Below are 693 nucleotides of genomic sequence, written 5' to 3' on the forward strand. Positions count from 1 at the left end.
ATTGCCTATACCTGCCACGGCTTTCTGTTCAACCAGCCGGGGCCGGTCGCGCGGCGCGGGCTGGCGCTGGTGCTGGAATGGCTGGCCGGGCGGATCACCCACCGGTATTTCACCGTGTCGCGGCAGGAGGCCGAGGACGCGCGGCGGCTGCATATCCATCCGGCGGCGGAGGCCGTGGGTAACGGGCGCGATCCGGCCCGCTTCCGCCCCGATCCCGAGGCGCGGGCGCGGATCCGTGCCGAATTGGGCGTGCCCGAGGATGCCGTCGTGATCATCGCCGTGTCGCGGCTGGTGCGGCACAAGGGCTATCCGGAATTGCTGGAGGCGATGGAGCAGGTGCCGGGCGCCATGCTGTGGGTGGTGGGCGAGCGCTTGGCATCGGACCATGGGGCGGCGCTGGACGCGGCGTTCGCGCGGGCGCGGCAGGTGCTGGGCGACCGGCTGCTTTGCGTGGGCTATCGGGGGGATGTGCCGGCGCTGCTGGCGGCGGCGGACATCTTTACCCTGCCCAGCCATTTCGAGGGCCTGCCGATGTCGGTGATCGAGGCCATGCTGAGCGGCCTGCCGGTGGTGGCGACCGATATTCGCGGCCCGCGCGAGCAGGTGGTGAACGGGCGTACCGGCCTGCTGGTGCCGCCGGGCGAGGCGGCGCCGCTGGGACGGTCGCTCAACCGGCTGGTCCGCGACGCGGCG

Annotated in this window: 1 protein-coding gene; it reads left to right on the top strand. The window is 72.4% G+C overall.

Going from position 1 to position 693, the window contains the following annotated elements; translation table 11 throughout:
* A partial coding sequence (locus HUK84_RS21530) for a glycosyltransferase (protein WP_176641962.1) occupies window positions 1-693 on the top strand: 693 nt, incomplete at both ends.

This window comes from Nguyenibacter vanlangensis, from assembly GCF_013376155.1.
Taxonomy (GTDB): Bacteria; Pseudomonadota; Alphaproteobacteria; order Acetobacterales; family Acetobacteraceae; genus Gluconacetobacter; species Gluconacetobacter vanlangensis.